Raw genomic sequence first — 24,945 nt, 5'->3', positions numbered from 1 at the left:
AACTAGGTTTTTAGGGCATTTTTTAGGAAAAAGCTGACGCAGACTGTCAGAAGCCCCATGACCGAACAGGTTCCAGACATGGTCAGGTCAAGCCAGCTGGCAAGCCCAAAGCCTAGAACAATCATCAGAATGGCGCAGCATTGCCCCAAAACTAAAAACTGACAGAAATGCTTCGACCAAGGTAAGGCCGCCATGCTGGGGGCCACTAAGAAAACAATGACCGCCATGGAGCCGACCGCTTCAAAGGACAAGACCGTTGTCAAGGAAACCAGAAAAATCAACCCTAGCTCCAGTCTTTTGGTGGCAATCCCTTGGAGTTTAGCCTGCTCCTTATCCAAGAGATAGAGGGTCAGAGCTTGAAAATTCAAGAAAAAGAAGACCAGCAAGACCAGTAAGAGCCCGACGGACTTGACCAAGGCCAAGGGTAGGGATAGACCCAAGAAATCCAGCCTGTTAAGAGGGGCAAAGAGCACCTCGCCCATCAGGACCATATCCAAGTCCAGATGGACATTACGGGCAAAGAGGGAGAGGAGAATAACAGCTAGGGCAAAGAAAAAGGTAAAGAGCAAGCCCGTCGCCGCATCCTGAGCCAGCTTGCGAGTATGTAGTCCCTCAATCGCTAGAACTGTCAGTAGACCAAAAACCGCCGCCCCAAACAAGAGCAAGGGGGAATCTAGGCTGTGACTGACAAAGAAGCCCAGTACTATCCCCAACAGAACCGAGTGGGACAAGGCATCTGCCAGCATGGCCTGATTGCGTACCACCAGGACAGACCCAATCAAGCCACAAGAAGAACCAACAGCCAGTAAAATCAATAAGACCTCAAGCACCTGCATTCTCCTTTCTGATATAGGTCACATAAGCAAAAGCCACTAATGAGGACAAACTCAAGCAAACAATAATAGCCGGCCCAGTCGATAAACCTGTCACCACCGAACTCACATAACTTCCAAGTAGGGCTGAAAATCCAGCAATTCCTGCTGCTAATACCAAGGTCTGGCCATAGGACTTTCCTAAAAGCAAGCCAAAGACGGCTGGAGCTATCAAGAAACTACTCATCAGGATAGCCCCAACCACCTTCAAGCCAACCGCAATCAAACTCATCATCAGAAACAGGGTCAGGCGGTCAATCTTTTCCACAGGAATCCCCACTAGCTTGGCAAATTGTCTGTCAAACAGATAGAGCTTAAGCGACTGGTAGTGCCAGCCAAATAGGAACAAGGCTACCAAAGCTACTAGGCAAATCAATACAACATCATCCAGTTGCATAAAGGCAGCCTGACCAAAAACATAGTTTTCCAAGCCTGCCTGGGCAGCTCCTTGAAAGGCCTCATTGCCCTGAACATACTGCTTGAGAACCAAACCCAGTCCAAAAAAAGCTGCTGAAACCAGAGCCAAGGCATTGACCCGACTGGTCCGCCCTCCTCGACAGAGCCAGCTGACCAGACCATAGGACAGGTAACCCGAAGCCACTGCTCCAATCAAGAGGAGCAGGGGTTGGCGTGATTGAAAGACCATATAGGACAGGATGATGCCTGGATAGGCCGCATGCCCCAAGCTATCCCCGATTAAACTCTGCCTGGTCAAGACGCTAATGGTCCCGATTTGACTAGCTGCCAAGGCTAAAACTAGGGTTCCCAGAGCTACCGTCCAAAAAGAATAGTCCTGCAACAGATCAAGCATGACCGAGCCCCTCCTTTAGAAATAAGGCAGGTTCCTGACCAAAGGCAGCTTGATAGGCTTGCAGCAAATCCACCTGATCCATAGCCCCCTCTGCCACCAAGCGACCATTGAGCCAGAGGACATAATCAAAATACTTTTCCAAGGTCAAAAGGTCATGGTGGATAACCAGGGAGGTCTTGCCTTCTTGCTGGAACTTCTTCAAACAGTCCATGATGACTTGCTCTGTCACCTGATCAATCCCAGCCAAAGGCTCGTCCATCATGTAGATTTCAGCTTCCTGGGCCAAGGCCCTAGCTAGAAAGACTCGTTGCCGCTGACCTCCAGATAGCTGGTCAATCTGCCGATTGCGTAAATCACTGATTTTCATCTCTTCCAAGGCCTGCTCTGCCTTTTCCTTATCTAAGGAACTTGGTCGGCGGAAGAAACCACTGGTATGGGCAAACCGCCCCATCAGGACAATATCCAGAACCCTTGCAGGAAACTGCCAGTTGACCTGGCTGGCTTGGGGAATATAGGCAACATTTTTTTGAATGACTTGGTCCAGTTTCTCTGACTGACCCAGTAGCGAAACCTTGCCACTTACCCCCTTCTCCAGACCCAAAATCGCCTTAAACAAGCTCGATTTCCCTGCACCATTTGGTCCAACCAAGGCTGCACGACAACCCTTGGGCAGCTGAAAACTGACCTGATCTAGAGCCTTGACCTGTCCTGCACCATAGTGCAAGGACAAGTCTTCAACTCTCAGTATTTCTTCCATTCTTCCAACCTTTCTTACTGCAAATGCTCCACAATTAACTGGACATTGTGCTTGTACATATCGATAAATGTCGCTCCCTCTTCCCCTTCTGGTGCTAAGGAATCTGAGAATAGCTCCTTGCCTTCACCGCTTACAATCGCTACTTGACCACCCTTGGCCTTGACAGCTTCTTGCAATTTTTCCATGCGTTCTGGACTGGTTGTTGACTCGGTAAAGATAGCCTTGATACCATGTTCTAAAATCATATTGACCGTTTCAATCATATCGCTGTTGGCAACTTCAGACTCGGTGCTAATGCCCTGCGGTGCATAGAGGGTAAAGTCATAGCTGGCTGCGAAGTAGTTAAAGGCATCATGTGGGGTGACTAGGTAACGGCTCTCTGCAGGCAAGACGCTCAGCTCTTTTTCAATCCAAGTATGCAAGTCATCCAACTGAGCTAGGTAATTTTCCGTATTTTTCTGAATCTGCTCTGCTTTTTCCGGAAGAAGTTTTTGCAACTCCTCAGAAGCTACCGCTACAGCTGACTTGTACAAGGGAATTGAAAACCAGAAGTGCGGATCGACAATCTCTTCTCCATCCTCATCCATCGTATTCAAGTCTTTTGCATTAAAGTTCTTAGACACCGCCACGCCTGTCTTTTCCAAGGCTTCCACCATCTTGCCCTCAAAATGCAAACCGTGGTAGAGGACAAGGTCTGCCTTCTGCAACTTGGACAGGTCGCTGGCTTTGGCAACATAGAGGTGCGGGTCTTCCCCGGCTGGAATCAACAGATCCCGCTCCACCTCATCTCCTGCCAGCTGGTAGACCATGTCATTGAGGAAAGAGGTCGTGACCGCCACTCGCGGCTTGCTGGAAGCCTCTGGGCTTTGCGTTGAACGACAGGCTCCTAGCCCGATAAGGGACAATAGCAGAGCCAAACTGAGAAATAGTTTTTTCATGATAGGTTCTCCTTCATATTTTGTTAGGTATACTTAATTTTAGTTTTAATATATATTAAAAAAATCTTTCTGTCAATGATTTTTATAAAATTTTGGTATACTATTCTTACTAGAAAGTGAGAGAATATGACACCAAACAAAGAAGATTACCTGAAAGTTATCTATGAACTAGGACAGGCAGAACAAAAAATCACTAATAAGCAGATTGCTGAAAAGATGAATTTTTCCGCCCCAGCCGTTTCCGAAATGCTGAAAAAAATGGTCACGGAAGAGCTGATTGAAAAAGATAAATCAGCAGGTTATCTCCTCAGCCAAACGGCCTTGGAAATGGTAGCCAACCTCTACCGCAAGCACCGCCTGATAGAAGTCTTTTTAGTTGAACAGCTGGGCTATTCCCCTGAACAAGTCCATGAAGAAGCTGAAATTTTAGAACACACCGTTTCAGACCATTTTATCAACCAACTGGACAAACTGCTGGGCTATCCCCAAACCTGTCCACACGGCGGTAGCATCCCAAAAGAAAACCAGTTGCTTGTAGAACGCTACCAGACCCGGCTGTCTCAACTGACCGAAACTGGCAGCTACCAACTGGTTCGTATCCATGATTTCTACCAGCTCCTCCAATACCTGGAACAACATGAGTTAACTGTCGGCGATCAACTACTTGTGACAGCCTTCGACCAGTTTGCCCAGACCATCACCATCCAGTACAAGGACAAAGAACTGGCCATACCTGTAACCATCGCCCAAGAATTATTCGTAGAAAAAACCAATCGCCCAGCCTAATAAGCTGAGCGATTAGTTTTGTTTAGTAAAAAAGAGAGGAATGCCGAATCAAAATCTAAAGGAAAAGAAGATGAAAAAGAAATTACTTGTTGCACTAATCCTAACCTTCATAAGCCTCCTGCTTTGGGGGATTGGAAAGCTGTATATCGCATATAATCTCTCTCACTATGCAGGGTACTATGTTCAGCACATGCCTCGAAAAGAGGGGACCAATCCTGAGTTGGTCATCATTTTAACTCATCTGGACAGTATTGAAAGACCTTCGACCAATAACTTATCCTACGACCTTGATGGAAATGGCGCAATTATTGTAGATAATCAATTAATTCTTTCTTACAGGACAGATATGTTTAATTTATATCCAACAGAAGGTAGTGAAAATTATATATTAGATGTCAAAAATGGATCATTTCTCTATCATATCAAAAATCTTAATTTTCAAGAAAAGGATAATAGTAAGCCCAAGGAGCTAGAAGCCAAAAAACTCCTCAATAAAATCCTACCTCCTATCCTAGAAGCGCAACCTAAACCTAAAATCAACCTTCAAAAACTATTTAACAACAAATACTACAAACAGTTTAATGAATAAGCTATCTATGAAAAAGAAATTACTTGTTGCCCTTATCCTAACCTTCATAAGCCTCCTGCTTTGGGGGATCGGAAAGCTGTATATCGCATATAATCTATCTCACTATGCAGGGTACTATGTCCAACAGTTGCCTCGGAAAGAGGGGACGAATCCTGAGTTGGTCATCATTTTAACTCATTTGGACAGTATGGAAAGACCTTCGACCAATAAATTATCCTATGACCTTGATGGGAATGGTGCAGTTTTATTGGATAAATCTTTGGTGTTAGCCTACGGGATAGATTTCTTACTCTGGAATAGTACTAAAAATGAAAAGTATCATTTTGATATGACTGGAAAATTTTCTTATTATTACACTAATGATATTGATAACAAAAAATATGATTCACAATATCAAAAAGAGGCGGAATTACTTCTCAATAAAATCCTGCCCCCTATCTTAGAAGCACAACCTAAACCTAAAATCAACCTTCAAAAACTATTTAACGAGAAGTACTATAAGCAGTTTAATGAATAAGCATGCAGTTAAAATCAGGTATAGAGGGCTATTTTTGCTGTTCATTGAGTATCCAATCTCCTCTATTCTCTTTCAAAACCAATCGCCCAGCCTAATAAGCTGAGCGATTATTTTTTCTTCATGTTACGGAAAATGGATCTGGTTGCAAAAAACACTTGCCCTAGGATATATACCATACCCAAAAAAGAACCTAGATAAAAACAGCCCAAGAGAAAGAAAGGATTGTAGGTTATAGGCTGCAGGACAAACATGAACACGAGTACCAAGCCCCACCGCATACCCCAGGTCATCTTTCTCTGAATCAACCATTCCAGCCTATCTTCTCCAACTGAACTTCTGGTTTCCAGATATTCTTGATTAAGGTCTTGAAAAAATTTTCTCATATTCCTGCTCACCTCTGCACTTGATAGTGGGAGTGGGAAAGAACTCGACCATTCATAGAAGAGTTCGTCTTCCCACCCCCGCACAGTTGATTAGGTCAGATTTGGAGTGTAAAACACGAACAAATCTGCCAATCAACCACTGCGCTGAGATGTTGACACTAACCTTGAGAAGCGGGCTTTTTGCCCAGCCTCGTTTCCTCTCAGTACACAGGCATTTCCGCAAAATGTCTACTGTCAATTTTTATCCACCAATCTGCACCAAACCAAATAAAATTTGGAGGAATAAAATGGAGGCATTATAGAAGCTATGTGCAAGGATAGTATCCGTCATTCGTCTATTGCACATATACAGATAGCCCAGATAAGCCCCTGTTATAAAGTGACCTAAAAATGCCACTGAAAAGTTCCAGGTATGACAATAAGCAAATAGAAGGGCAGAAAATACGATGACCATTTGAGGATACTTAGGAAAATACTGGGCTGTCTTTTCTAACAAAATTCCTCTGTAAAGAAATTCTTCTAAAACTGGAGCAAACAAGACAACTGAGAGAGCCATCACCCCAAAATTGTCCGAATTTAACTGATTGACTATATCCAAGGCGTTAGAATCACTAAGACTAAACCCCAAATACTGCCAAAGGAGGTTCAGGCAAGTTTGACCCGTAAATACCAGTGCTGTCATTCCGACTATTTTTAAAACATTCAGCTTCTCTCTTGAAAAGACTTGATTCTTTACCATTCCTCGTCTGATGACAGAAAGTAGTGCCAATATTGCAAGACCAAGCCCTATCATGACTGCAAGTTTTAAAAGTATACTCTCTTGAAAGGCTGTTATCCCCACATAAACTGGAAATTGAATGAGCAAAGTGAGTAACACGGTACCCACTGCTAAACCGATGGATTTTATTATTTTCATATTCTACTCATTTTTTATCTATTACAACTAATTCCGAGTGTTCTTTTTATATGTATGATAACTTAGAATTAATATTCCTACTAACCCCAGTATATTTAAAATATATCGCAAGCAGTCTGTCACTCGAAACAAGTTTAGTATTCCCATCATTAATAGTACAAACAAGGGAATAATAGTTATCAATTTTAGCATTTTCATATTCTCTCTCCTTTCCATTGTCATTTATAGGCTACTCAATTGTTTTTCACAATGTTCACACCTTTAAACACTTATAACATTTAAAACGGTCACAATACTGTTCGACAAAATATGTGCCACTATCGGATATTTGAGATCGTTCGTTTTATAGTAAATCCAAGAAAACAAAAATCCTGGAAAAAGTGCCGACCAGAAACTAAAAGAAATTTCATAACTATGTACAAAAGCAAATAAAATGGCTGTAATTAACACGCTAATGATTGGATAGGGCTTACTCCTTATTCTCTCCTGAAAGATTTCCCTATAGAGATACTCTTCTCGGATAGGAGAGAGAATATTTGTACTGAGCAAGGCCATCCAGCCATATTTCGACTGAAATAGCTCCAACATACTACTATTATCAACCGTCGAGCCAGATAATCGCAAGGAAACATTTAATAGTAAAATTTTAATAATGATTACCAAAATAACCAATCCAAACAATTTACCATAGCTATAGCCTTTTGCCTCTAAACTATTGTCACGACAGTTTTTCCGAAGAGTTTCCAATAACCTAAAAACGAAAAGAGTGAGAAGAATCCAACAAAACACATGTAGGATATAACCAAGTAGGTGTTCATCTATATTCCCCCAACTCATCTCAGCAATGAAGGGGACTTGTATGACTAAGGTTAACAATAAAACCTGTACTATGCTTTTTATCCAATGAACCATTGCTACTCTCCCGTTCTAATCCAATCTTTTTATGAACTTAGTATATAGCAAATCAACACACTATTCTCATCCCTGTCACGAACGGTCGTTATTTTGTAATGAATGACCATTTTTTCGAAGTCACCGAATCTTATCCAAGATATTCAGTACCAGATTATCGCTTGACAGATGTAAAACAAATAGCTACACTATTGTTATACATATTAGAATTTGGAGTTGAAGACAATGGCAGGATTGGTTAGGGATAGACAATATAATTTTAGAGTAAATGCACAATTATTGGAACAAGCAAAAATAATCTTATCAGAAAAAGATATGACCCTTTCTGATGCTCTTAATTTATTTGTAGAAAGGGTGGTTGAAGAGCAAGATTTGCCAATAAAAACAGTAGAAGAGGCGCGTGCAGAGGCTTTTCTAGATGAGTTGATTGCAGAGCTTGATGAAGGCTACCAAGAAGTTTTATCAGGACACACGACACCTGCTCGTGAGGTATTCGCCAAATATGGTCTATGAAGTACATTTATCTGCTAAAGCCGAACAAGATTTAGAGGAAATCTACCAGTATTATGTCCGTGAATTTTCAGAATCAAGTGCTCGAAAGGTGCTTGCATCTCTAAGCACAGCTATCTTGACCTTAGAAATATTTCCAGAGGGATATATTGACCTTGACGCTCGTCTGGGACAAGCATTATTCCCAGAAGGAAAAACAAGGATGATTCCTGGAAAACAGCACCTCATCTTCTATTTGATTCGTGGCTCACGTGTAGATGTCCTTCGCATTAGAGGAGCAAGGACAGACTATCTAAACAACCTAGACAATCTATTCAAGCAAACCCTCAAATAAGGAGCAACTCCCCCACCTTCAACAAGTCTAACGAAACGAGTGTAAACAAAAAGCTGATTGCTCAGCTTTTTTCATTTTATTTTCTACCACTCTCTCATCCAAAAACAGAATATAGAAATTCCCCGAAATCTTGCCCTGCTGAATATATCGCTGGTACAAGAACTGATCCAAGTGTCATCAAGGTCAGAGCTACTCCTACCCAGACCAAGAATTTCATTGCAAACGGGGAAGACTCATAAGCTGTTTCAAATTCTTGGTATTTTTTATCTAATGTTTCCATCATTGTCATAACCGAACTCCTTTAACATCACTAACCAAACAGTACCAATAAGTAACCAATAATTGAAAAGATAACCATCAAGCTATTGTTCAAGATATGAACAAGAATCGCATCCACAATATTGCCACGGCGAGCATAAGCCAAATAGCAGACTGCCCCCAGCAAGAAGTAAAGTAGTAATTCAATTGGATGAATCGCATGAAGAAGAGCAAAGACAGCTGAACTGATTATCAATTTTAGCCATTTTTGATGTTCTTTGAAGAAATATCTGCTAAACAAACCTCTGAAAACGAGCTCTTCCATAAAAGGAGCAAAAACGCCTATTGCAATATGAAAGGCAATAAAGTATAGCGGAAACATCTTCGCCAATTGCTCATTTGTAGCCAAAAGTGCTGCATCGTTGGCCGTGGTGGCATTACCAGTTACCAACTGGGTCAATAACGTTCCGCCAATACCGATAACTCGTCCGGCCAAGAAAAATAGCAGAGCAAACCCAAAATCTTTCCAAGTAAATGTGAACCGTTTTTGCTGGTCAGGTAGACCTTTCTTATACCGTTTCCAAGTCCACACCACAATAGCTGTCGCAATGACTAGATAGCCAATGCCAGAAACCCACTGCATGGCACCTGACATCGAATCCTGTATGGCAATAAATCGCATCGGAGTTATGTTAATCGCAACGATGACAAAAATCAAACCAATAAATTTTAAAATATTTTTAACACGTTTCATAAGCTAGTCCTCCTTTTTAGTCTTACTCACTTTCATTAGGAAATACAATGCAATAAAGAGCATTGGATAGAAATTATATGATAAAACATCTACTGTTTTTCCAAGAACAAGCCAAGCCACTAGGTGAATAAGAACGGCAGTGACCAAAATTCCTTCAACAAGCCCTTGCAAGAACTGCATAATTTTATTCTTTCTTTGATAGTCATCATTTGATGTTTGTTTTCCATTTTTATTTCTCCTTCCCGTAAAGCTCAAAAAGGTAGCGGAATATATGATATAAATCTCTCTCCGATACACCTAATATAATTTTTACAAATTATAAATGTTTATAATAGTTAGCAATTCATATCCTATCCTTCTTTCCAGTCTTTGTATAATACAAGCATCAATAATGCTAACAATATAATAAAAGGCACATACGGCGCCGTCAATACACTAGGTAGTTTTATTCCTAAAACATCACTGACAACCAGTGAAGTAAAATGTAATAAAGCGGCACTAAATATTACAACTTCAGGTAAATACTTCATAATTCAATACCCCTTTAAGGACGATTTGCAAAATATCCTGCAGCAGCTCCAATTGCTACACCTCCTGCAATAACTGCTGCAGTAACCCCAGCAGCTACTTTCCAGCCAACCACAACTCCACCTACAACAACAGGTAATAGACCTCCATCAACATTCATCAATTCTTCTTCTGTTAGTGCTCCAAAGTTTGTATTCATTTTATCCATTGTTTCAAATTTAGTCATATATTTTCTCCTTGTTCTTGTTTTCTTTACTAACTTACTTTTCCTTGTTTTGTTCCTTATTCGTTAAAGCAGTAAAAGTAATGATTGAACCTGGGATGCTAACTGCCAAAACATTGAAAAAATCTTTAAGGCTATCGCCTGACACGTTCGCACTAATCTTAAACACCAAACATAGTGCAATAGCAATCAATACTGCATAAAATTTTTTATTCTTCATCTTCAATTCTCCTCACTATCATTTTCCTTAACGCTCAATTTTGATTTCAAATAACGATTTGCCACTTTTTTCCATTTTTTCAAGAATAAGGGTAAGTAGATAGAATCCGTATGGTATCAACATCGGCAACTCAAGATCCTGTCTAATGAATGCAAATCCAATAAAGAAGGTATATACAAGCATTGTTGTGTGTAATACAAGCATTGTTGTGTGTAATACATGTTTCCCTGTAATAATAATTTCCTTTTTTTCTCTCATCTTTGTTTCTCCTGTTCTTGTTTTCTTTACACTCTTAGTATAAGCCAACTCAGCCCAAATTTTTCATCCATGTCATGAACGGTCGTTATTTTGTAATGAATGACCATTTTTTATCGATTCATTAAGTTGTGATATAGTTTTTTGCAAAATTTCTCTAATTTTTCTTCAACGAGAACAAATAGGTACAGTCCATAGGGAGTTATGAAGCGTGGTACAAAATTCTTGGTGACAAGTAAGTACAGCACATACAAGGTATAGACTATCATAGCGATATGTAGCAATTGTTCTTCTGTCATAGCAATTTTCTTTTTCACTGCCATCTCGTTTCTCCTTGTTCTTATTTTTTACACTCTTAGTATAAGCCAAATCAGCCCGATTTTTTCATTCATGTCATGAACGGGCGATATTTTGTAATGAATGACCATTTTTTCGAGAAAATGCAAAAAAATCCAGCCTTTTGACTGGAGTTGAAAGTGACAGATTGTAAAATCAACTAAAATAGTTTGAACTATGATTTCTACATAAAAACCATATATATTATGATGAAATAATATTGCTGTCGGTAACCGATTGCGTTCTTCAATAGGAGTTCGTGAAAGGGGGTGAATAGCATTGCATTACATCTTAGAGCTCTTACTTGCTGTTAGGGCAAATGTAGCTGCATACTGCATTTGCAAGTGGCTAGATAGCAAGTACAACGACCACAGCTAGCCCAAACCACACCCGTTAATCTCTCAAACTAGAGAACGTAAAAAAGCCCTCAGAAACTGCAATTTCTAAGGGCTTTGGTGTGCTTTGCACTACATCTTTCTAACTTAGTATAGCAGATTTTAAACAAATTTCAAACTATTTATTCATAAACATAAAACATCAGCTATCCACAAAGGCATTTACAATGCTTGTAATCAATAACCTCCGAGAATTCCACTCTAAATCTCTCAAGTGTCGATTCATAAGTTCCTAATATATTTATGCAAAAAATGACCTCCTTTGTATCTCGTACAAACTGACTAGAAGCATTGACTTGATGCGATTTAGTCAACATCAGCCTCCAATATTTTAAATTTCTTCTAGCAAACGAAAACACCCCAAATGACTATTCGAGGTGTCATCCTATGAACCTAATTAACAGTAGTATTGTTGACCAATCTCGCAATAGGACAAACCAATACCAGGCCTCCATTGATTAGCAAAAGAAATAATCTGCTCACTTCTCCCATTTTTAATTATTTTTAGATTATCCATAACCAATTTCCTTTCAAGCCAGCCAGTCAACTTCAGTGTACTTGCTTGTGTTCCTGATAGTTACGTTTGAGCAACATCACTAGAAGCAAAAAGTTTGGAACGGATAGAGCCCAGTAACCAAGGCTACCAAAGCCAAGCCACTCTCTCATTACATAGTCTAAACAAAAATAGAATAGTACGGCTAAAATAGTTTTCATCATTTTCGTCATTTTCATCTTATTTTCCTCCTTATTTTTTAACCACAGAACTCAACCCTCTAATGACAAGGTAACTGAGTAGGTAAATCATTCCATAATACACTCCCCATAGACCAATGATAGCTCCTGCTCCGAGTCCTACAAGTAGGGAGTGGAAATGCCGGTGTTTAACAATTGTTTTTAAAGTATTCATGTTCGTGTCTCCTTTTTTGTTTCTTTACACATTTAGTATAAGCCAAATCAGCCCGATTTTTTCATCCATGTCATGAACTGTCGATATTTTGTAATGAATGACCATTTTTTCATTAAGTCGTTTTCATGCTTCTCTTTTTTCAATCATCGATAGAACGATGACTGAAAACAGCGGTGGAACCAAATAACTAATTTCGCTAAAATGAATAACAAATCCTATAACAGACAACCATTTAAGAAAAAACATATTAAAGATAAATAAGGCAAGGAAAAGTGTCCCGAGTTTCAACATCCTTTTCAGCTCTTTACTCATACTTCATCCCCACCTTTCCCATATTTATCCACTAAATGGGACACAATGACGGAAATGACCGCAACCGTGACTCCATTTAAGTAATGGTTGTGAAGAGGCTGTAAAATACTTGTTACAGGAATAGAAATCACAACAATCAAAAGAAGTTTAATAAGCCAAATCATAAAATTATTCCTCCTACGATACGCGTATAAAATGCACCGACAAACACATTCCGTAAAATCATCTCATCATTTACTAAAACCAAAGTGCAAGAGCCTGACCAAATTCATAACCAATTTGATATAGGGTATCAATGAGAGACGGAATATCAATCACACTAACCAAAAGTAACAAGAGCAAAACTTTTTCACGCTCTGACCACGGTTGACTATCCTTAACAGTTTTCATTTTTTTCATCGCTTTCTCTCCTTTAAAATTTCCTATCCTATCAACATATTTACGGTAAAACTGCATTCACAAAACTACGCCCAAAATCTCTACCTGCTTGGTAAATGGTTTGAAAAATAGGCGGATAAATGGTCAATAAGCCAACAATAATCAACACCATGTAGATTGTTTTTTTATTTCCTTTGAAGTATGTTTTTAAAGTATTCATGTTCCTCTCCTTGTTCTTATTTTTTACACTCTTAGTATAAGTCAACTCGGCCCTATTTTTTCATCCATGTCATGAACGGTCGTTATTTTGTAATGAATGACCATTTTTTCGAGAAAATGCAAAAAAATCCAGCCTTTCGACTGGACTTACATCTATAAATCTTATTCCAAAAACACCAACTCCTGAACAAATCGATGATTGCTACTGTTCGTTGATATAGAAAATTTAGGATAGTTATCTAAAATAGTTTTTACATTAGCCAAGCCAATTCCTCGATTATCTCCTTTTGTCGAATGACCATATTCAAAAATATGACTTGTGGATACCTTATCTTCGACAGTAGTATTTTCTACAACCACAATTTTTCGGTCATATTCCTGGAAGTAGGCGAATACAATATTTCCATTTGTACACTGCTCTGCAGCATCGATAGCATTATCTAATAAAATAGATAGAATCGTTATGAATTCTATCAACTCTAAAGCAGGTGGTTCAATTTCAGCATCTACTTCCACAGAAATTGCAATCCCCTTTTTTTGTGCCTCCAACATCTTAGATGATAATAAACTCTTCACAGCAGGATTTTGTATATTGGATAATCTAGCTATATCGTACTTTCCATCATAGAATTTTCTATCAGAATCTGCAATAACCTCACTATAAATCGTTCGAATCGCAACAATATCCTCTTCCTTAATTGCTTCATTCAAGCTAACGAGAATATTTGTATAGTCATGTCGAAAACTTCGAATTTCTTTATAAAGTGACTCAACATGACGACTATAACGGCTTAAATCTGTTAATTGTTTGTCCTTCAACTCCTGGATCTCTTTGTCTTGCTTTTCTTTATTTCTGTAATTCAGATATAATAAACTTGCTGTAAAAAGAACAAAATAAAGTAATACTATATTGGTACGAACATAATAAGGATCCCAATTAACTGATATTACTTTCATTTCTACCCATCTTTCAATTAGAACTGTAGTTCTGACAAAAAGAAAATAGACAATGAATGAAATATTCAAACTGAGAAATATATTTTTAAAATCACTATCAAGTGTATCAACTTTTAAATACTTAGCTTCAATTCTCAACCCTTTAAAAAAGAGAGTATAGAACGGTATAAGCAACAAGGTTAAAATAATATCGAAAAATAAACCTAAACTGAAATAATCCAATTGAAACACAAATCTTAAATAGAGACTTATGATACGTTGAAACATATCCCCTATTACAAATGGCAATAAGCCGTAAAATAGTTTCTGGGTTCCATTCCAATTTGTTTTTAAAAAAGGAATAATAACCAAAAAAGAAAAAGGCTCTAATAACAGATATATGTCATAAAAAACTATTTGACAACCAGTTAAAAGAAAAGCAATCCAACATTTTTTCTTCTTGCTCAAAAATAAACCACTGATTTGTTGAAGAATCATCAAACGAATCAGCATGTCAATAAAGAATACAGTGTCGTAAAATGGAGATATAAAAATATTCATCAATCAATCTCCAACAAATCTGCAAGTTTCTTCTGCTTCAAACGAGAAACAAAACAAGAATCTCCATTCTCAAAATAGGCAATATGGTTTGCTCTGTCCAATCTGGTTATATTTAATGGATTCACTACACAAGAACGATGTGCCTGGTAAAGTCGTTCGTCAGCTTTAGCTATATCGGATACTTTCCCGTAAAACTCAGTCTGACCTGTTTTGGTTTTTAAAATAACTTTATGTATTGTTGATGATGTTTCAAAATAAAGGATGTCACTAAAAGGGACTTGAATATGAGCAGTTTCAGTTTTGTATATAAAAGAATTTTCAGCTATAGTATGATCAATATTTTCAAAAGCATGCACTAACACATCTGATACTGCCTTTTGAAAGTCACTATCCTCCAGGCCTTTATCTATAAAATCTAAAGCAGAAACCCGATAACGATACGTTACCGGCATAAATTCTGAGTGAGTTGTTACAAAGACAATAACAGCATAGGGATCGCGAGCACGGATTTCTTTAGCGATTTCCATTCCTTTCTTTTCTTCGCCTTTAATTTCAATATCTAAAAAGAAAAATTGGTGATTGCCTGCTTCTTCAATTGATTCTAATAATTGATTCGGTTTACCAAAAACTTCTAGGAATTTATACCTTACTGACGTTTCTTCAACACACCGCCTAATAGCATTTTCTAGCCTGCTCTGCTGAAAAAAATCATCTTCTAATACAAAAATATTAAGCATAGAAATCTCCTACATTTTTTGTAAGTAATAATCATTATTATAGCATATTTCAGCAAAAGATAAATGTCCAACTTGACTTGATAGACCCACCGATGTATAATAAACATAGAAAAAGGTAGTTGCTGGAAACAACTACCCCTTGCAGAACCGTTTAAGACGGTGGCTTGTTATAAATTATTAAAAAATAACCGTTAACCTGCCAAAGTTATAGACGGTTATTTTTTTGTCGATTTTACCAATTCAAGAACTAACATCACGAGAGCGATAACAAAGTTACCAGCTACAAACATGAGTGTTAAGACCTCAAAGGTTGACAAGCTAAGACTTTCGACGTGAGAATTTTGAAACGATATTTTTCAAAACTCGAGCTAGTGCGAGCCCTAGACAAATCTTATAGGATTTGTCGTTGCCAGATGAGTAAGTTCACTTACCAGCTGGCTTGGGCTAGCCTTTCTGTTAGATTTTGATGATTTGCCCATAGGCACCACCTACCTTTCAGAAATTAGAGCCACCGTCTTTACTTTTCTGCAAAAACTATTATAGCATATTTAATAAAGAATTGTAGTCCAATTTACACATCAAAAAACCAGCCTACTTGGGCTGGTCTTCTTGTAGCCGCTCTTTAAGGCGACGACGGTATAAAATCTGCGAAGGGATAAAATAGAGAAAACTTGCCAGAATAATCCAGCGCTTGTCAATTCCACTAAAGTAAATCACCAAAATCAAGGTAAATGCTACCACTAGGTAGAAAAAATGATTGGTCAGTAAGTTTTTCATGGCACACCTCCACATCTAATTCACTTTTAGTATATCAAAATAGACACAAAAAGTATAGAGGTCTAGCGATTTTTGGTATCTAACACAATGGTCACCGGCCCATCATTGACCAGACTGACCGCCATGTCCGCCCCGAAAACGCCCACTTCAACGGGCACAAAGGCTGACAGAGCCTGGTTAAAGGCATCATAGAGTTGGCTGGCTAGGGCAGGAGCTGCCGCTCCTGTAAAGGCAGGGCGATTGCCTTTTTTTGTATCCGCAAAAAGAGTAAATTGGGAAATGGATAAAATCTTGCCCGCTACATCTTGAACAGACTTGTTCATCTTGCCTGCCTCATCTGCAAAAATCCGCATGTTGACAATTTTACGAACAGCATAGTCCAGGTCTTCCTGGCTGTCATCTGGCCCCACACCTACTAGGAGCAAAAGTCCCTGATCAATTTGTCCATGGATGCTTCCGCCAATCGTCACACTGGCCTGCGATACACGTTGTAGTATAATTTTCATTTTATCCGTTGGTCCTTTTCACTGAGTAAACTTCTGGCACCGACTTGATCTTGTCCACCAGACTGGTCAAGGTTGCCAGGTTAGAAATGCCAAAGGAAACGTGGATAGTCGCAAACTTCATATCCTTGGTTGGCTGGGCATTGACCGAAGAAATGTTCTTGCTGGCATTGGTCAAAACCTTGAGAACATCGTTGAGCAGACCTGAGCGGTTGAGCCCGTAGATATCAATGTTTGCCATGTATTCCTTGGTCGAATTTTCATCCTCCCAACCGACATCAATCAGGCGAACATCGTAGTTTTCCTGGCTCTTGAGGTTCATACAGTCTACACGGTGAACCGCTACCCCACGACCCTTGGTGATGTAGCCGACAATCTCATCGCCAGGTACTGGATTACAACATTTGGCAATCCGTATCAGCAAGCCTGACGCCCCTTCAATGACCACGCCACCTTCGTGACGGATTTTCAGACTATCTTTGTTGTCGTGTTTGACTTCGCCACCGTTGACCAATTCGTCCGCGACAGCTTTGGCCTTAGCCCGCTCTGCCTCACGGCGTTCTTTCTCTGTCAGGCGGTTAAAGACAGACACGGCAGAGATTTCCCCAAAACCAACCGCTGCATAAAGAGCCTCATCGGTTTTATAGCTAGTCTTTTGCAGGACTTCGTCCATGTGGCGACGGTCCAGGTATTGGTTGGGAACGTAGCCGTTCTCTTGGAGCAGGTTCTGGAGCATTTCACGCCCCTTAGAAACAGACAATTCCTTGTCCTGATTCTTGAAGAACTGCTTGATTTTGTTGCGGGCCTTGTGAGTTTTAACCAGGTTGACCCAGTCACGACTGGGACCGAAAGAGTTGGCAGAGGTGATGATTTCCACCTGGTCACCTGTCTTGAGCTTGGTCGTCAGAGGCACCATACGGCCGTTGACCTTGGCACCTGTCGCCCGCTCGCCAACCTTGGTGTGAATCTCATAGGCGAAGTCAATGGGTACGGAGTCCTTAGGCAATTCACGCACCGCACCATCTGGCGTAAAGACGTAAATCCGCTCTGTGAAGATATCCTCTTTGACTGAATCAACGAAAGATTGGGCATCTCCTGCCCCTTCTTGAAGTTCAATCAGGTTGTTGATCCAACGCAGCTCTTTTTCAGAAGCAGTTGCCTTACCACCACGCTTGTAGGCCCAGTGAGCCGCAACCCCGTACTCTGCAACCTGGTGCATTTCCACCGTCCGAATTTGGAACTCGATTGGACCTTTTGGCCCATAAACAGTCGTATGGATGGACTGATAGCCATTGGCTTTCGGACTGGCAATATAGTCCTTGAACCGGCCTGGCATAGGTTTCCAGAGTTCATGGATATAGCCCAGCATAGCATAGACATCACTTGGTGTATCCATCAAGCAGCGAATAGCAGTCAAGTCGTATAGCTCATCAAAGCGTTTTTTCTTATCGTGCATCTTCCGATAAATAGAGTAGATATGCTTGGGACGACCATAAATCTGTCCAATCAGATGACGTTCCTCTGTATATTCTCTCAACTTGTCGACGACTTCATTGACCAACTCTTCCCGTTCGCGTCGTTTCTCCCTCATCATGTGGGTAATCTTGTAAAACTCAACTTCATTGAGGTAACGGAAAGACATGTCTTCCAATTCCCACTTGATAGAAGAAATACCCAGACGGTGGGCTAGGGGTGCATAGATTTCCATTGTTTCACGTGAAATCCGTTCCTGCTTGTCCTTGCGCAAGTGCTTGAGGGTCCGCATATTGTGAAGTCGGTCTGCCAATTTAACCAGAATGACCCGCATATCTTGAGACATAGCAATCAACATATTGCGGTGGTTTTCAGCCAACTGCTCCGCATGAGATTTGTACTCGACCTTACCCAGCTTGGTCACCCCGCCGACAATATGCCGAACCTCTGGACCAAATTCAGCCTCCATATCATCCAATGTTACATCCGTATCTTCAACCACATCATGTAAGAAACCACAAGCTACGGTTACCGCATCTAGCTTGAGCCCTGCTAAAATACCTGCTACTTGGATAGGGTGGACAATATAGGGTTCACCTGATTTTCGAAATTGTGTCTTATGAGCTTCCGTCGCAAAATCCAAGGCCTTCTGAACAAAAGCAACATCTTCGGTTGGAAGGTAGGTAGCAGTCAGCCCAACAACCTCTTCTCCTGTAAAATTGATTTCCTTCATTTGTTTCTCTCCCTAACTATTTCCTATTATTTTACCATTTTCACTGGAAAAGAAAAAGGAAAGCGGTAATTCATCCATACTATATCATTCAAAATGACGATAAACAAAGAAAACTAACCAAACATTTTTTAGTCATCGTTCGTTTTTTTGTTGTTTTTCTGAAAATTTTTCTCTATTTTTCTTTTGTTTTTTCGTAAAAACTGTTGATGTTTTCGTTTTCAATATGTATAATATTCTTGAGATTATATCAAATGGAGGTTCTCATGAAATTTCGTTTTAGTAAGTGTGCCCTAGCCCTCAGCCTAGCTTTACTGGCTAGCACCAACACCGCCCTTGTCTCTGCTGAAGAAACCAGCACAGAGACCCCTGTTTTAAATGCTGAAGCAGTACAAACAGAAACGAGCAGCTCCGTTGTCACAACTGGGACTGAAACCGCTCCTTCTGAAACAGTTGTCTCAACAGCGATTGAGTCTGCCCCAGCTACTGAAAATCCAGCGAGCACCGAAACTGCAACTGAAAGTAGCACTCCCGCTAGTAGCGAAACAACTACTCCTGCAACTGAAACACGCGCAGCCGCGACGGAAACAACAACTCCTATCGAAGGCCAGTCTGTTGATGTCCGTATCCTAGCAACAACGGACCTCCATACCAACTTGGTCAACTACGACTACTACCAAGACAAGCCTGTGGAAACACTCGGTCTGGCTAAAACGGCGGTCCTAATCGAAGAGGCAAAAGCTGAGAATTCAAATATTGTGCTTGTGGATAACGGTGACACCATCCAAGGAACACCGCTTGGCAATTACAAGTCTCTCATTGATCCGATTGAAGAAGGTGAGCAACACCCTATGTACACTGCCTTGGACACGCTCGGTTTCGATGCTGGTACCCTTGGAAACCATGAGTTCAACTACGGTCTAGACTATCTCCGCAAGGTGATTTCAACTGCTGGCATGCCCCTTCTCAATGCCAACGTTTTACATCCTACAACCAAAGACTTCCTCTACCAGCCTTATACGATCATTGACAAGACCTTCACAGATACGACTGGCAAGGCTGTCAGCCTGAAAGTCGGGATCACAGGAATCGTTCCGCCACAAATCCTCAACTGGGACAAAGCCTATTTGGAAGGCAAGGTCATCGTGCGCGATGCGGTTGAAGCAGTCCGTGACATTGTTCCTGTTATTCGTGAAAATGGCGCTGACATCGTTTTGGTTCTTTCTCACTCAGGTATCGGTGATGACCAGTATGAAGTCGGCGAAGAAAATGTCGGTTACCAAATCGCCAGCCTAGCTGGAGTTGATGCGGTCATCACAGGCCACTCCCACGCAGAATTCCCAGGAACTGCCGAAAAACCAAGCTTCTACGCTAAATATGCTGGCGTGGACGACACAAATGGTAAAATCAACGGTACGCCTGTCACTATGGCTGGAAAATACGGTGACCACCTTGGTGTGATCGACCTCAACTTGACCTACACAGACGGTAAATGGACTACGACTTCTAGCAAGGCAGCCATCCGCAAGATTGACACCAAGTCATCTGTAGCAGACAGTCGCATCATTGACCTTGCCAAAGAAGCTCATACTGAAACTATCAACTATGTCCGCCAGCAAGTCGGTGAAACAACGGCACCAATCAATAGCTTCTTTGCCCTTGTTCAAGATGATCCTTCTGTACAGATTGTAAACAATGCTCAAATCTGGTATGCTAAACAGCAACTTGCAGGAACACCTGAAGCAGGCCTGCCAATCCTTTCTGCAGCAGCGCCTTTCAAGGCTGGTACTCGTGGTGATGCAACTGCCTACACAGACATTCCTGCCGGTCCAATTGCTATCAAGAACGTGGCAGATCTTTACCTCTACGATAATGTGACGGCTATTTTGAAGGTCAACGGTGCCCAACTCAAAGAATGGTTGGAAATGTCCGCTGGTCAGTTCAATCAAATAGATCCAAACTCTACTGAACCGCAAAACCTGGTCAATACAGATTACCGGACTTATAACTTCGATGTCATTGATGGCGTAACCTATCAATACGACATCACCCAGCCAAACAAGTACGATCGCAGTGGCAAGCTAGTCAACGAAACTGCTAGTCGTGTCCGTAACCTTCAATACAATGGCCAGGCTGTCACAGATGAACAAGAATTCATCGTTGTAACCAACAACTACCGTGCTAACGGTACCTTCCCAGGTGTCAAAGACGCTTCTGTCAACTATTTGCTCAATCTGGAAAATCGCCAAGCTATCATCAATTACATTAGCACTGAAAAGGTCATCAACCCAACTGCAGACAATAACTGGACCTTTACAGATAGCATCAAGGGCTTAGACCTCCGCTTCTTGACAGCCGATCGTGCAAAAGACCTGTTGGCTAATCAAGAAGGTCTGGTTTACATCCAAGCCTCTACTGAAAACGAAGGATTTGGCGAATTCAAATTTGTCTACACTGAACCAAAAGTGGTAACACCTCCAACTGGTCAAACAGATACCAATACTAACTCAGCTACAGGTCAAACTGGCGTTCAAATCACACTGCCATCTGGTCAGGTCGTTACCCTTCCAGCAGACAAGCCAGCTACACCAGCACCAAAACACAAACTTGCTACTACAGCTAAGACAAGCACCTCCTCCTCAACAAATCAAACAGGACAAAAAACACTCCCTGCAACTGGTGAGGCAAGTTCTATGCTTAGCCTGATTGGTTTCAGTTTGATGGGCCTTGTCGGTGCTTTCCACAAGAAAAATGAAAACTAAACATAGATAAAAGTCGAGAGTTTGGGTCTACCAAGCTCTTGTCTTTTGAAAGGACGACCATGTTTAACACCTTCCCTACTCTACAAGCCGCCTCCTTCCAACTGCGGAAAATCGAGGAAACAGACCTTGATGACTTGTGGGAAATCTACTCCAATCCCATTCATTTTCAGATGACACCCAACACTCTCACGCAAAACAAAGAAACCCTCCGCAAACGCATTGGGCATTTTCAGAGGGATTTTGATAAGAAAAAACGTTTGTTCTTGGGGCTGGAGCACCAAGGGAAATTGATTGGCGTTTTGGAAGTTTTCGACTACAAGAAACGATCTGCGTCGGTGACCATTGGCTATCGGATAAACCATGCCTTCTGGAATCAAGGTCTGGCTAGCCAAGCAGTCAGTCTGCTCTGCCATTTCCTACTAGAAGCATGTCCGATAAAAACAATCGCCGCCTTTGTCCTGCCAGAAAATCAAGCTTCTCAGCAAGTTCTCCTGAAAAATGACTTTCAACAGGTCGGGCTAGTCGAGGAGGGCTGGAAGGGCTTGGGACAGGTCAGTCTCTTGCAATTTGAACGAAAACAGTAAAAACCAGGGAAATCCTGGTTTTTTATGCAAAATAGCTCCAAACAACCGCGATAAGAATCGCAGGCAGCATATTAGCCACACGAATCTTTTTGTCCCAGATGATATTGACACCGACGCAGAAAATAAGTACCGAGCCGATAAAGGAAAGGTTGGCAAGAGCCTGATCCGTCATCAGAGGCTCTATCAAACGAGCCAAGAGCGTGATTGTTCCTTGAAAGAGAAAGACCGGTACTGCTGAAAAGCCTGCTCCCTTGCCCAAACTCGAGGTCATAATCAAAATGATAATAAAGTCCAAAATACTCTTAACAGCCAACAAGCGATAATCACCCATCAATCCATCTTGGATGGCTCCTAGTATGGCCATGGCGCCGATACAAACGGTCAAAGAGGCTGTTAGGAAAGCATCTAAGAATTGACCATCTTGGCTGTTTCCTGATTTTTCACGGAGCCAAACACCCAGCCTTTCAAACCAGCCTTCGATATGGAGTACTTCCCCAATCAAGGTCCCCAAGGCTAGACTAAGGACCAAAAGCATGCTATTTTGACTTTTGAGTTGACCGTCAACAACTGTTAGCAGGCCTTCCAAACTACCTGAAATTCCTAGAAACAAAACAGCTAGGCCACTCGCCACCGTTAGTCCTGATTGATGACGTTCTTTCAGCATATGACCAAACCAAGACCCTAGCAAACCTGCTAGGGCAATGGCCACTGTATTGATAATTGTTCCTAAGGCAAACATATCTCTCCTCTATCATTCTCTACCATCTGGCAACAGATAATAAATGTTTCCATCTTCCAGCAACAATTCCACATTCTCACCGTAGTTGTTAGTAGACAATTGCTTACTAGATTGGTAGAAAACAGCTTTTTGTTCTGAAATTAGCTTAACTGTCCGTTTTCGAACATCAATGTAACGAATGGCCTTATTTAGCTCTCCAGCCGCTTTACCAATTCCAAAACCTGCTGCTGCACCTACGATACCTCCAAGAAAGCCTACTCCAGCAGCAACATGGGCATTCTTATCCAACTCTTTTGCAATATCTGCAACTACTTTCATAGGACCCTCTTGGGTACGTCTATTGCGCTTAGTGTCAATTTGGAAAAATTTTATCTTATCTTTGTGCCAATTGGCTATCTTTTCACCTAGACTATTACAATTGTTTAGATAGTACTCATACACATAGTAACTACTATCCTCTGACATCACTCCTTGCGAGAAGGCTAGATCTAGCTTACTAAGTTCCGCTAATAATCTCAACAAGGTTTGTTGATAGGATAAATTAGTACTTAACTTATCAATTAACTGTTCATACTTTTCAAAAGATAATTCTTTTCCCTTAGTGAGACTCTCTTCAATAGCTAGATTGACCTGTTCTAGTAACTTGGTTACTTCAGCACGGAAGTTAGCACACTCCATCAACTTTAGTCTTGCAAGTTCAGCATTTTCGACATAGTCTGCTGAAAATTTTGATAGTTGAGAAATATTAACTATCAAAGCGCGAACAGTCCCTTTAAATTCCCTTACTTGAAAATCCTTAACATCGTTCAACGTTTCTTTCATTGAATCAAGCTGACCATTGATTTCAGCCATATAATACTGACCAACTACCATAGCAGCGACCTGCATAGCTCCTGAAACAGCAGCTGCAGCTTTTGCTCCTTTTGCAATTTCAACTTGAGCAGGAGTTAGTATTGCATGAGCCTTAAATTTTCCTTCCGCACCTTTAACAAAAGCACGATACTTATCCGTTTCCCCTTTGATTTTGTGCAAATCGCCTATCGGCAAATCCACTTTGAACAATCCCTTAGGAATATTAGCCTGCCCGGCTTTCTTAAGATGATGGTTGATTGCTGGTCGAACTATCTTTTCAACATGAGCCAAAACTTTCGGATTTGTAATTTCATGTTTTTGATATGTCGGTAATGCCAACGCATCCATTTCCTGAATGAGGGCAAAACAGTTCTCAGATACAATTAGTTCTCCTTGTTCCTTTGACTTTAGTTCATTCATCTTGAGACTCTCCTTATTTCAACAATTCCGTTGCGTAGCTAATAGCAGAAAGAGCATAAAGCGGAGCTGTTTCCGCTCGGAGAATGCGAGGACCTAGACCTGTTTTGACCGCTCCTGCTCCTTCAAAAGCTACAACTTCCTCAGGCGACACGCCACCTTCTGGACCAACGATGACAAGGACTGATTGGCCGATTTCTAAGCCAGACAAGATTTTCACTAGATTGGCTTGTTCGCCCTCTTTGGCGGATTCTTCGTAGGCTAAGATAATCTGGTCAAAACCTGCCAGCTGGGATAGGAAATCGCCTTTTTTCTCGAACAAACGAACTGCTGGAATCCGATTGCGTTTGCTTTGCTCGGCTGCTCCTTGGGCGATTTTTTCTAACTTTTCTGCTTTTTTTGCCAGTTTTTTACCGTCCCATTTGACCACAGACCAGTCCGCTGGAAAGGCCCAAAGAGCTGCCATGCCTAACTCCGTTGCCTTTTGGGCGACAAATTCTAACTTATCTCCTTTTGGAAAGCCCATGGCAATGGTAACGGAAACGGGTAATTCAACATTATCTACCAGTTCTTCGATGATTTCAACAGATTGGTTTTGGCTGTCCACTACACGCGCCAAGCGTTTGATCCCATCGTCAAAGACCAGGACAATCTGGTCGTCTGCCTGCAAGCGCATAACAGAAAACATGTGCTTGGCAGTGTCCTTATCGCTAATCTGGAAAATGCCCTGCGGTGCTCTGCCATTGACAAAATACTGCTGCATC

Annotated in this window: 32 protein-coding genes; 7 read left to right on the top strand and 25 right to left on the bottom strand. The window is 41.0% G+C overall.

What is annotated here, in order from left to right; all coding sequences use genetic code 11:
- Nucleotides 1–2 precede the first annotated feature (2 nt).
- The 4 genes from NF418_RS02595 to NF418_RS02580 are packed head-to-tail and all read right to left on the bottom strand — an operon-like array spanning nucleotide 3 to nucleotide 3,378.
- Nucleotides 3–830: a metal ABC transporter permease gene (locus NF418_RS02595; RefSeq protein WP_256778306.1), complete on the bottom strand. Its 828-nt coding sequence runs from the start codon at nucleotides 828–830 to the stop codon at nucleotides 3–5.
- A complete protein-coding gene (locus NF418_RS02590; RefSeq protein ID WP_256778305.1) occupies nucleotides 823–1,683 on the bottom strand; it encodes a metal ABC transporter permease in 861 nt (286 codons plus the stop codon). The genes NF418_RS02595 and NF418_RS02590 overlap by 8 nt, the downstream gene beginning before the upstream one ends.
- A complete protein-coding gene (locus tag NF418_RS02585) occupies nucleotides 1,676–2,440 on the bottom strand; it encodes a metal ABC transporter ATP-binding protein (protein WP_256778304.1) in 765 nt (254 codons plus the stop codon). Before NF418_RS02585 ends, NF418_RS02590 begins: the two co-directional genes overlap by 8 nt.
- A 14-nt stretch (nucleotides 2,441–2,454) precedes the next feature.
- Nucleotides 2,455–3,378, bottom strand: coding sequence for a metal ABC transporter solute-binding protein, Zn/Mn family (locus NF418_RS02580; protein WP_256778303.1), 924 nt, complete (start codon nucleotides 3,376–3,378; stop codon nucleotides 2,455–2,457).
- A gap of 126 nt (nucleotides 3,379–3,504) precedes the next feature.
- Here NF418_RS02580 and NF418_RS02575 point away from each other — a divergent pair, with 126 nt between their 5' ends.
- The 3 genes from NF418_RS02575 to NF418_RS02565 all read left to right on the top strand — a co-directional run bounded on the left by NF418_RS02575 (nucleotide 3,505) and on the right by NF418_RS02565 (nucleotide 5,270).
- Nucleotides 3,505–4,164, top strand: coding sequence for a metal-dependent transcriptional regulator (locus NF418_RS02575; RefSeq protein WP_171998991.1), 660 nt, complete (start codon nucleotides 3,505–3,507; stop codon nucleotides 4,162–4,164).
- A gap of 70 nt (nucleotides 4,165–4,234) precedes the next feature.
- Nucleotides 4,235–4,753: a hypothetical protein gene (locus tag NF418_RS02570; RefSeq protein ID WP_172021755.1), complete on the top strand. Its 519-nt coding sequence runs from the start codon at nucleotides 4,235–4,237 to the stop codon at nucleotides 4,751–4,753.
- A gap of 7 nt (nucleotides 4,754–4,760) precedes the next feature.
- The gene (locus NF418_RS02565; protein WP_256778302.1) at nucleotides 4,761–5,270 is read left to right on the top strand and encodes a hypothetical protein; all 510 of its coding nucleotides are present in this window, start codon (nucleotides 4,761–4,763) and stop codon (nucleotides 5,268–5,270) included.
- Nucleotides 5,271–5,894: 624 nt separating this feature from the next.
- On the opposite strand, the gene NF418_RS02560 is transcribed toward NF418_RS02565, so the two are convergent.
- Together NF418_RS02560 and NF418_RS02555 are read right to left on the bottom strand one after the other, a co-directional pair.
- Nucleotides 5,895–6,569 carry a CPBP family intramembrane glutamic endopeptidase gene (locus NF418_RS02560; RefSeq protein ID WP_256778301.1) on the bottom strand — a complete coding sequence of 225 codons (675 nt, stop codon included), beginning with the start codon at nucleotides 6,567–6,569 and terminating at the stop codon, nucleotides 5,895–5,897.
- Between the two features lie 261 nt (nucleotides 6,570–6,830).
- Complete coding sequence (locus NF418_RS02555; protein ID WP_256778300.1) at nucleotides 6,831–7,481, bottom strand: CPBP family intramembrane glutamic endopeptidase; 651 nt, start codon at nucleotides 7,479–7,481, stop codon at nucleotides 6,831–6,833.
- A gap of 225 nt (nucleotides 7,482–7,706) precedes the next feature.
- Here NF418_RS02555 and relB point away from each other — a divergent pair, with 225 nt between their 5' ends.
- On the top strand, nucleotides 7,707–7,994 hold the full coding sequence (gene relB / locus NF418_RS02550) for a type II toxin-antitoxin system RelB/ParD family antitoxin (RefSeq protein ID WP_024398776.1): 288 nt from the start codon (nucleotides 7,707–7,709) through the stop codon (nucleotides 7,992–7,994).
- Entirely contained in the window at nucleotides 7,984–8,325 is a 342-nt protein-coding gene (locus NF418_RS02545; RefSeq protein ID WP_024377605.1) for a type II toxin-antitoxin system RelE/ParE family toxin, read from the top strand. The genes relB and NF418_RS02545 overlap by 11 nt, the downstream gene beginning before the upstream one ends.
- 94 nt (nucleotides 8,326–8,419) lie before the next feature.
- Here the strand turns inward: NF418_RS02545 and NF418_RS02540 are convergent, their stop codons facing one another.
- The 16 genes from NF418_RS02540 to NF418_RS02465 all read right to left on the bottom strand — a co-directional run bounded on the left by NF418_RS02540 (nucleotide 8,420) and on the right by NF418_RS02465 (nucleotide 18,830).
- Nucleotides 8,420–8,614 carry a hypothetical protein gene (locus NF418_RS02540; protein ID WP_172099169.1) on the bottom strand — a complete coding sequence of 65 codons (195 nt, stop codon included), beginning with the start codon at nucleotides 8,612–8,614 and terminating at the stop codon, nucleotides 8,420–8,422.
- 21 nt (nucleotides 8,615–8,635) lie between these two features.
- Complete coding sequence (locus tag NF418_RS02535; protein ID WP_256778299.1) at nucleotides 8,636–9,337, bottom strand: CPBP family intramembrane glutamic endopeptidase; 702 nt, start codon at nucleotides 9,335–9,337, stop codon at nucleotides 8,636–8,638.
- Nucleotides 9,338–9,881: 544 nt separating this feature from the next.
- Nucleotides 9,882–10,091 (bottom strand): class IIb bacteriocin, lactobin A/cerein 7B family, encoded by a 210-nt coding sequence (locus NF418_RS02530; RefSeq protein ID WP_172046304.1) that lies wholly within the window; start codon nucleotides 10,089–10,091, stop codon nucleotides 9,882–9,884.
- A 34-nt stretch (nucleotides 10,092–10,125) separates the two neighbouring features.
- Nucleotides 10,126–10,308 (bottom strand): hypothetical protein, encoded by a 183-nt coding sequence (locus tag NF418_RS02525; protein WP_024377601.1) that lies wholly within the window; start codon nucleotides 10,306–10,308, stop codon nucleotides 10,126–10,128.
- A 27-nt stretch (nucleotides 10,309–10,335) separates the two neighbouring features.
- The gene (locus NF418_RS02520; RefSeq protein WP_256778298.1) at nucleotides 10,336–10,566 is read right to left on the bottom strand and encodes a hypothetical protein; all 231 of its coding nucleotides are present in this window, start codon (nucleotides 10,564–10,566) and stop codon (nucleotides 10,336–10,338) included.
- A gap of 110 nt (nucleotides 10,567–10,676) precedes the next feature.
- Entirely contained in the window at nucleotides 10,677–10,886 is a 210-nt protein-coding gene (locus NF418_RS02515; RefSeq protein ID WP_256778297.1) for a hypothetical protein, read from the bottom strand.
- A 957-nt stretch (nucleotides 10,887–11,843) separates the two neighbouring features.
- Complete coding sequence (locus NF418_RS02510) at nucleotides 11,844–12,026, bottom strand: hypothetical protein (protein ID WP_256778296.1); 183 nt, start codon at nucleotides 12,024–12,026, stop codon at nucleotides 11,844–11,846.
- Nucleotides 12,027–12,509: 483 nt separating this feature from the next.
- A complete protein-coding gene (locus tag NF418_RS02505; RefSeq protein ID WP_172043978.1) occupies nucleotides 12,510–12,677 on the bottom strand; it encodes a hypothetical protein in 168 nt (55 codons plus the stop codon).
- 73 nt (nucleotides 12,678–12,750) lie between these two features.
- Entirely contained in the window at nucleotides 12,751–12,912 is a 162-nt protein-coding gene (locus tag NF418_RS02500) for a hypothetical protein (protein ID WP_002942006.1), read from the bottom strand.
- Between the two features lie 40 nt (nucleotides 12,913–12,952).
- A complete protein-coding gene (locus NF418_RS02495; RefSeq protein WP_002942002.1) occupies nucleotides 12,953–13,111 on the bottom strand; it encodes a hypothetical protein in 159 nt (52 codons plus the stop codon).
- Between the two features lie 161 nt (nucleotides 13,112–13,272).
- Entirely contained in the window at nucleotides 13,273–14,607 is a 1,335-nt protein-coding gene (locus tag NF418_RS02490; protein WP_256778295.1) for a sensor histidine kinase, read from the bottom strand.
- Entirely contained in the window at nucleotides 14,607–15,344 is a 738-nt protein-coding gene (locus NF418_RS02485; protein ID WP_256778294.1) for a response regulator transcription factor, read from the bottom strand. The genes NF418_RS02490 and NF418_RS02485 overlap by 1 nt, the downstream gene beginning before the upstream one ends.
- Nucleotides 15,345–15,559: 215 nt before the next feature.
- Nucleotides 15,560–15,634, bottom strand: coding sequence for a hypothetical protein (locus NF418_RS02480; RefSeq protein ID WP_238596331.1), 75 nt, complete (start codon nucleotides 15,632–15,634; stop codon nucleotides 15,560–15,562).
- 301 nt (nucleotides 15,635–15,935) lie between these two features.
- Nucleotides 15,936–16,121 carry a hypothetical protein gene (locus tag NF418_RS02475; protein WP_002941993.1) on the bottom strand — a complete coding sequence of 62 codons (186 nt, stop codon included), beginning with the start codon at nucleotides 16,119–16,121 and terminating at the stop codon, nucleotides 15,936–15,938.
- Between the two features lie 62 nt (nucleotides 16,122–16,183).
- Entirely contained in the window at nucleotides 16,184–16,627 is a 444-nt protein-coding gene (gene dtd / locus NF418_RS02470; protein WP_256778293.1) for a D-aminoacyl-tRNA deacylase, read from the bottom strand.
- Between the two features lies 1 nt (nucleotide 16,628).
- Complete coding sequence (locus tag NF418_RS02465; protein WP_256778292.1) at nucleotides 16,629–18,830, bottom strand: RelA/SpoT family protein; 2,202 nt, start codon at nucleotides 18,828–18,830, stop codon at nucleotides 16,629–16,631.
- Between the two features lie 263 nt (nucleotides 18,831–19,093).
- On the opposite strand from NF418_RS02465, the gene NF418_RS02460 reads away from it, so the two are divergent.
- A complete protein-coding gene (locus NF418_RS02460; protein WP_256778291.1) occupies nucleotides 19,094–21,589 on the top strand; it encodes a bifunctional 2',3'-cyclic-nucleotide 2'-phosphodiesterase/3'-nucleotidase in 2,496 nt (831 codons plus the stop codon).
- A gap of 59 nt (nucleotides 21,590–21,648) precedes the next feature.
- Entirely contained in the window at nucleotides 21,649–22,173 is a 525-nt protein-coding gene (locus NF418_RS02455) for a GNAT family N-acetyltransferase (protein WP_256778290.1), read from the top strand.
- Nucleotides 22,174–22,195: 22 nt separating this feature from the next.
- Here the strand turns inward: NF418_RS02455 and NF418_RS02450 are convergent, their stop codons facing one another.
- Genes NF418_RS02450 through NF418_RS02440 form a run of 3 tightly spaced genes read right to left on the bottom strand, consistent with a single transcriptional unit; the run spans nucleotide 22,196 to nucleotide 24,944 of the window.
- Entirely contained in the window at nucleotides 22,196–22,912 is a 717-nt protein-coding gene (locus NF418_RS02450; protein WP_256778289.1) for a DUF554 domain-containing protein, read from the bottom strand.
- Nucleotides 22,913–22,924: 12 nt separating this feature from the next.
- Entirely contained in the window at nucleotides 22,925–24,184 is a 1,260-nt protein-coding gene (locus NF418_RS02445) for a hypothetical protein (protein WP_256778288.1), read from the bottom strand.
- Between the two features lie 13 nt (nucleotides 24,185–24,197).
- Entirely contained in the window at nucleotides 24,198–24,944 is a 747-nt protein-coding gene (locus NF418_RS02440) for a 16S rRNA (uracil(1498)-N(3))-methyltransferase (protein WP_256778287.1), read from the bottom strand.
- Nucleotide 24,945 lies beyond the last annotated feature (1 nt).

This window comes from Streptococcus suis (assembly GCF_024509555.1).
Taxonomy (GTDB): Bacteria; Bacillota; Bacilli; order Lactobacillales; family Streptococcaceae; genus Streptococcus; species Streptococcus suis_AD.
The sequence above is the reverse complement of the archived record's forward strand: the minus strand, read 5'-3'. Positions and strand labels throughout refer to the sequence as shown.